The organism is Micromonospora sp. 4G55 (genome assembly GCF_016803375.1).
The window spans coordinates 1-6638 of the sequence record NZ_JAEVHN010000333.1 but is presented as its reverse complement, the minus strand read 5'-3'; the positions used below and the strand labels follow the sequence as shown (position 1 = coordinate 6638).

At 72.3% G+C, this 6638-nt stretch carries 4 protein-coding genes and 1 pseudogene; 3 read left to right on the top strand and 2 right to left on the bottom strand.

Translation table 11 applies throughout. The annotated features are described in order from the left end of the window. Positions 1-1262 (bottom strand): MFS transporter (locus JNW89_RS23265; protein ID WP_238450495.1); only part of this gene is annotated, 1262 nt, incomplete at its 3' end. Positions 1263-1381: 119 nt separating this feature from the next. Between JNW89_RS23265 and JNW89_RS23260 the strand changes: the two genes are divergently transcribed. Then, the gene (locus tag JNW89_RS23260; RefSeq protein WP_238450494.1) at positions 1382-4573 is read left to right on the top strand and encodes a right-handed parallel beta-helix repeat-containing protein; all 3192 of its coding nucleotides are present in this window, start codon (positions 1382-1384) and stop codon (positions 4571-4573) included. A 79-nt stretch (positions 4574-4652) separates the two neighbouring features. Here the strand turns inward: JNW89_RS23260 and JNW89_RS23255 are convergent. After that, a pseudogene (locus JNW89_RS23255) lies at positions 4653-4850 on the bottom strand (ionic transporter y4hA); the annotation flags it as partial. 27 nt (positions 4851-4877) lie between these two features. On the opposite strand from JNW89_RS23255, the gene JNW89_RS23250 reads away from it, so the two are divergent. Both JNW89_RS23250 and JNW89_RS23245 read left to right on the top strand, forming a co-directional pair. After that, a complete protein-coding gene (locus JNW89_RS23250; RefSeq protein WP_238450493.1) occupies positions 4878-5717 on the top strand; it encodes a hypothetical protein in 840 nt (279 codons plus the stop codon). Positions 5718-6149: 432 nt separating this feature from the next. Continuing rightward, a partial coding sequence (locus JNW89_RS23245; RefSeq protein WP_238450492.1) for an SRPBCC family protein occupies positions 6150-6638 on the top strand: 489 nt, incomplete at its 3' end.

Here is a 6638-nt window from a genome sequence, read left to right as displayed (position 1 = left end):
GGGGTGCGGTCGGCGGTGGCGGCGGGCCGGCCGTCCTGGATGGCGGTGAGCAGGGGGCGCAGGGAGAGGGCGATCAGCGAGGCGGCCAGGCAGCCGCCCACCACGACGGCGACCCAGACCTTCCCGTCGGCGGCGCCGATCAGCGGGCCGGCGGTGACCGGACCGATCACCCCGCTGATCCCGAAGATCATCGAGCTCATCGCGTTGTACCGGCCGCGCAGCTCGTCGGTGGCCAGCGCGTTGGTCAGCGCCGGCATCACCGGCGACAGCATGGTCTCGCCGAACCCGAAGATCGCCGCGCAGGCCACCACGCCGAGTGCCGCGACCAGGGCGTTGCCGGTGCCGATCAGGCCGGCCGCGCCGAGAGTGAGCCAGGCGGCCGCGAAGACCGCGCCGACCACCGCGAGCGCGCCGGTGCGGCTGCGCCCCTCCATCCGCCTGATCACCAGCAGCTGGGAGAGCACGATCATCAGGGTGTTGCCGGCCAGCGCCCAGGCGACGACGCGCGGGGTCACCTCGACCACCCGGACGGCGTACGCGGTGAAACCGACCTCGATCTGGGCGTACCCGCAGGTGGTGAGCACCAGGCCGAAGATCACCAGACGGCGGAACGGGCGGTCCCGCAGCACGGTGAGGTAACCCCCGCCGCCGGTCTTCGCGCCCACCGCGCCAGCGGCGAGCCGGTGCCCGACGTGCGGCAGGGTCAGCAGGATGACCGCCGGCGTCAGGTAGCTGAGCGCGTCGAGCAGGTAGATCGCCTGGAAGGTCGCCGGTCGGGCGACGTCGACGATGGCGCCGGAGGTCAGGCCGCCCACGCCGATGCCGAGGTTGAGCAGGGCGAAGTTCAGCCCGTACACCCGTTGCCGCTCGTCGTCGGCGGTGAGCGAGGCGAGGATGGTGTTCTGCCCCGACCAGATCGCGGAGCTGCCGATCGCGATCACCGTGGCCACCCCGAACGCGGAGGCGGTCGAGTCGACCAGCGCGAGTGACCCGGTGCCGATCGCCTCGATCAGCAGGGACGGCAGCACCACCCGGCGGGCGCCGAACCGGTCGATCAGCGTCCCGCCCAGCGGGGAGAGCGCCAGGGTGACCGCGCCGTACCAGCCGATGACCAGGCCGGCGCGCGGATCGGAGAGGCCGCGCACGTCGGTCAGGTAGATGAACAGGAACGGCAGGGTGAGGCCGCGACCGATCGCCGACAGCAGGGTGCCGAGCAGGATGCGTCGGGCTTCCGGACGGCGGGGGAGGGATCGGCGCAGCATGCCGCGATTCTTTCCACCGGGTCTGACAGGTCGCGACGCATTTTGCCGCCGCTCGCGCCTGCCACGTGATCAAGCGCACGTCCACGGGCGCTGTCGGTCGGCTCTGCCATGCTGGCCCGGTGAGCGTGACCTGGCGACACCTGCCCGCATCGGCCCGCGAGATCGCCGTCGCCGCCACCGACGCCGTCGAGGCCGCGAAGGCCCGCGACGGTGCGGCGTACGAGGCGGCGACCGCGCGGCTCGGCGGGGCCGAGCGCTCCGGCCTGGTCCTCGGCGCGGTGGTGCGGCTGCTGCTGGAGGAGACCCACCCGGACGGGCTGGACGGCGACGACGTCCGGCAGGTGCTGGAGCACTGCGTCCGGGCGGCGGCGCCGTGGCGGCCGGAGGTGGACGCGCACGTGGTGCTGGTCCTGCTGGCCTCCGCGCTCGGCGTGTACGACCCGGGGGAGGACGACTCCCCGCCCGATCCGGCGGCGATCGCCCGGCACGCCCCGCTGCTCGTCGCCGACCTGCTCGCGGTGACCGCGGCCGGTCGAGGGCTACCTGGGGACGGCGTTCACCGAGATCGAACGCACCGAACGACAGGACTGACGACGGGACGAACGGTCGGGGGCATCGACCGATCGGCGCTGCTCACACCGGTGGGCGTGGCGGTACGCTCCGCCCACAACATGATCGACTTGTCACGGGGGCGGTTGATGGACAGACGTGCGTGGGTACGGCTCGCGGTCGTACCACTGATCGGCGGCGCGGGCCTGGTGGGCCCGGCGGCGCCCGCGGCGGTCGCCGCGCCGGTGCCGGTCACCCAGGCGGCGGCCGACGAGTTGTACGTGAGCAACAAGGACTGCGGGCCCGGCGGAAACGGCGGTATGGAAACGCCGTTCTGCACCATTTCCGCCGCGGCGGCGGTGGCGCAGCCCGGCCAGACGGTGCTGGTCCAGCCGGGTGACTACCCGGAGGCGCTCACCGTCACCCGCTCCGGCACCGTGGACGCGCCGGTCACCTTTCGGGCCGTGAACGGACCGAACGGCCGTGTCACGGTGGGCAACATCGACGCCACCAACGTCATCGGCGCCGTCATCACCCTCTCCGGCGTGCATGACGTGGTGGTGCAGGGGTTCACCGTGGTGAGCACGCCGGAGCGGACCCCGCTCGTGGTCGACGGGTCCACCCGGGTCACCCTCGACGGTCTCGGAGCGACCGCGTCGCGCACCCCGGGCACGCTGCACCTCACCGGAGCCTCCCGGGATGTCACCGTCAGCCGGAACTACTTCAGCAACGGGCCTGCCCAGAATCCCGCCCTGCGGGTCGACCCGGGCGTCACCGGCACGGTGATCGTCCACAACCAGCTGTCCAACAGCGGTCTGCTGGTCACTGACGCCGCCGATACGATGATCACCAACAACACGGTCCTGACCAACTGCCAGCGGGGCATCGAGGTGGCCGGAACAGCGTCCGGCGTGGAGATCCAGAACAACATCGTGCGCACCCACCCGTTCCGCGCGGCCTGTGCCGACCCGGGACCGGCCACCGCGATCACGGTGTCGCCGGACTCGACGGACGGCGCGATCGTCGACTACAACCTGATCGACCCGATCACCGGCGGCGCCCTCTACTCATGGGGCGGGACCAACTACTCCGACCTGCCGTCCTTCCGCACTGCCAGCGGTCAGGGGCAGCACGACATCGCGGCCGACCCGATGATCGGGAACCTCATGAGCAGCGGGCGGTACTACCGCCCGATCGCCGCGACATCGCCCGCGGTCGACTCGGCCAACGCCTCCGCCAAGGGGCTCGCCCCCACCGACATGCTCGGCAACCCGCACAGCGACAACCCGGCCGTGCCCAACACCGGCACCGGCACCGGGTACCACGACCGGGGCGCCTTCGAGGTCCAGGGCGGCGTGATCGGCGGCCAGGTCGGCATCCAGCGCAAGCGCGGCACCGACCCGTTCGCGGTGACGGCGATCGCCGCCCCGCAGTACGCCTGGACGACCGACGGCGAGGGCGGCTCGATCGCCTACAAGTTCGACGACGAGCGCTACTGGCGAGTGGGCACCGACCGGACGCGGGACCACTCGTTCCGGCGCGGTGGCCGCAGCTGTGTCGCGACGGCGACCAGCTTCACCGACTTCCGGGTCAAGGCGGAGTACAGCTACTACCACTGCACCACGGTCGGGGCGCCCTACACTCCGGTGGCGCCGACCCGGGTGCTGGACACCCGGGCGGCGATCGGCACCGCCACCACCACGGCGGTGCCGCCGAAGGGCGAGGTCGTCCTGCCGGTCCCGAGCGTCGGCGGCGTGCCGGCCCGGGACATCACCGCACTGGTCCTCAACGTCACGGTCACGAAGCCCACGGCCTCGGGCTTCATCACCGTGTACCCGAACCAGGACAACAGTTGGCCGCCAAGCTCGTCGAACGTCAACTTCGTCGCCAACGAGACCGTGCCGAACCTGGTCACCGTGCCGATGGGCGACGGCATCCGCTTCCGCAACAGCAGCAGCGGCACCGTGCACCTGGTCGCCGACCTGCAGGGCTTCTACGGCCGGCAGGGCTCCGGCTTCAAGCCGCTCAGCCCGGTGCGGGTGCTGGACACCCGGGCGTCGACGCCGCTGGCCGGGAACGCCGACCGGCAGCTGGACTTCGCCGGCCGGCTTCCGGCCGACGCGACGGCGGCGATCCTGAACGTGACGGTCACCAAGCCGACCGCGGCCGGCGTGCTGAAGGTCTACCCGAACGGCTCGCCGGTGCCGGTGGCCTCGAACCTCAACTTCGTGGCCGGGCAGACGATCCCCAACCTGGTGATCGTGCCGGTGGTCGCCGGCAAGGTGATGATCCGCAACGCCAGCTCCGGCACCACCCACGTGGTCGCCGATCTGGCCGGCTACTTCGGCTCCGCCGTGTCGGGCGCCCACCAGACCTACGTGCCGTACGGGCCGATGCGGATCGCCGACACCCGGGACGACTCCGGCTGGATCAAGGTGGTCTCCGGGCAGCTGAGCCGGTACCAGAAGGCGCCATTCGCGGTGAAGAGCGAAACGGGCTGTTCCGGCGAGTGCCCCCGGCCGACCGCTGCCGTGCTGAACCTGACCGTCACCGCCCCGACGGCCGCGGGCGTGCTGACCGCGTACCCGGCGGACGAGGCGGCGCCGACGGCGTCGAACGTCAACTTCGTCGCCGGCGAGACGGCGTCCAACCTGGCCGTGGTCAAGGTCGGCGCCAACGGCCAGATCGCGGCGTTCAACAACAGCAGCGGCTACACCCACGCCATCGTCGACCAGTCGGGGTACTTCATCGCCCCGGCCTGACGGTCACCGCCGGTCCGCAGCGGCCGCGCCCCGGGTCTCCGCGACCGGGACGCGGCCGCTGCGCCGTTCTCCGGCCCGGTCAGGGGCTGGCGGCGAGGAAGACGAACGCGGCCAGCAGCACCAGGTGCACCCCGCCCTGCAGCACGGTCGCCCGACCGGGGACGACGGTGAGCACCCCGGTCACCGCGGTCAGCGCCAACAGGGCCAACTGGGTGCCGCCGAGGCCGAGCAGCAGCGGTCCCTCCAGCCAGATCGAGGCGAGGGCGATCGCCGGGAGACGGTGCCGAACCAGGTCACCGTGCCGGTGATCAACGGGTCCGTCTCGTTCCACCACACCGGCCAGGGCACCGTCCACCTGGTCGCCGACCTCCAGGGCTTCTACGCGGAATCCGGGTCCGGCTTCGCCCCGGTGTCGCCGGTGCGGGTGCTCGACACCCGCGAAGGCGCCGCCGTCCCGCTCCCGGCCAACGGCACCCGCCCGCTCGACCTGTCCGGCCGGCTGCCCGCCGGCGCGACGGCCGCCGTCCTCAACGTGACGGTGACCAGGCCGACGGCGAACGGCGTGCTGAAGGTCTTCCCGTCCGGCTCGGCGGTGCCCACCGCGTCGAACCTGAACTTCGTCACCGGGCAGACCATCCCCAACCTGGTCACCGTGCCGGTTGTGAACGGCCGGGTCAGCATCCACAACCAGAACTCCGGCACCACCCACGTCGTCGCCGACCTGGCCGGCTGGTTCAGCCCGGACGCCACCCAGACCTTCGTGCCGATCAACCCGACCCGGATCCTGGACACCCGGAACGGCACCGGGCTCCCCGATCGCGGCTCCGTGCCGCTCGCCGCCCGCGAGACCGTACGGTTCCAGCCGTTCCTCTCCGGGGAAAACTGCCTGCCGGCCTGCCCGGCCCCGACCGCGCTGGTGGGCAACGTGACGGTGGCCGGCCCGACCGCGTCCGGCGTGCTGATCGCGTACCCGGGCGGCACGCAGCGACCCACCGCCTCGAACGTCAACTTCGTCACGGGCGAGACCGCCTCGAACGCCGCGGTGGTCGCGGTCGGCTCCGGCATCGAGCTGTACAACAGCAGCGCCGGCACGACCCACGCCATCGTGGACCAGTCCGGGTACTTCATCGGCCCGGCCTCCTGATCGGACCGGCACCGGCACCACGCACGTGGTCGCCGACCTGGCCGGCTTCTACGGATCGGCGGCCTCCGGCGCCACCGACGGCTAGTGCCGCTCGGGCCGCAGCGCATCGTCGACACCCGGCAGTCCATCGGCCTGGAGGGCCGGACGTCCACCGGCCAGCTCAACCCGGCCGAGCAGGTCGCCCTCGTGCCCGCGTCCCAGCGGACCGGCTGCCCCGGCGGCCGCCCGGCCGCCACCGCCGCCGTGCTCGCTACTTCATCGCGCCCGCGTCCTGACGTACGGCCGGCGCCGGCGACCCCCCGTGACCAGCGGGATGTCGCCGGCTCCGGCATTTTCCGGTTCAGCCGTCCGACGGTGGGTAGGGATTCCGGTGGACGAGAAACGCTGCTCCCTCCCGCGTGGAGGGAGGTCGACCGGAACGAGGAGGATGCCATGACCACCGTGGTCGAGAAGTCGATCGAAGTCGACGTCCCGGTCAGCACCGCCTACAACCAGTGGACGCAGTTCGAGGAGTTCCCCCGCTTCATGGGCGGCGTGCAGGAGGTGCGCCAGCTCGACGACCAGCGGATGCACTGGGTCGCCCAGATCGCCGGCGTCAAGCGCGAGTGGGACGCCCGGGTCCTGGAGCAGGTGCCGGACCAGAAGGTCGCCTGGGCGGCGACCGAGGGCGCGACCAACGCTGGCGCGGTCTACTTCCAGCCGGTGGGCGCGGGCCGCACGATGGTCCGGCTGCACCTGGAGTACGAGCCGGAGGGGCTGGTCGAGAAGGCCGGCGACAAGCTGAACGTCGTCGAGAAGCAGGCCGAGTCCGACCTGGAGAAGTTCAAGAGCTTCATCGAGTCCCGGGGCGCCGAGACCGGCGCCTGGCGCGGCTCGGTCGGCGAGGGGCTCGGCGTGGGCACGCCGGGCGTCGCGCACGCG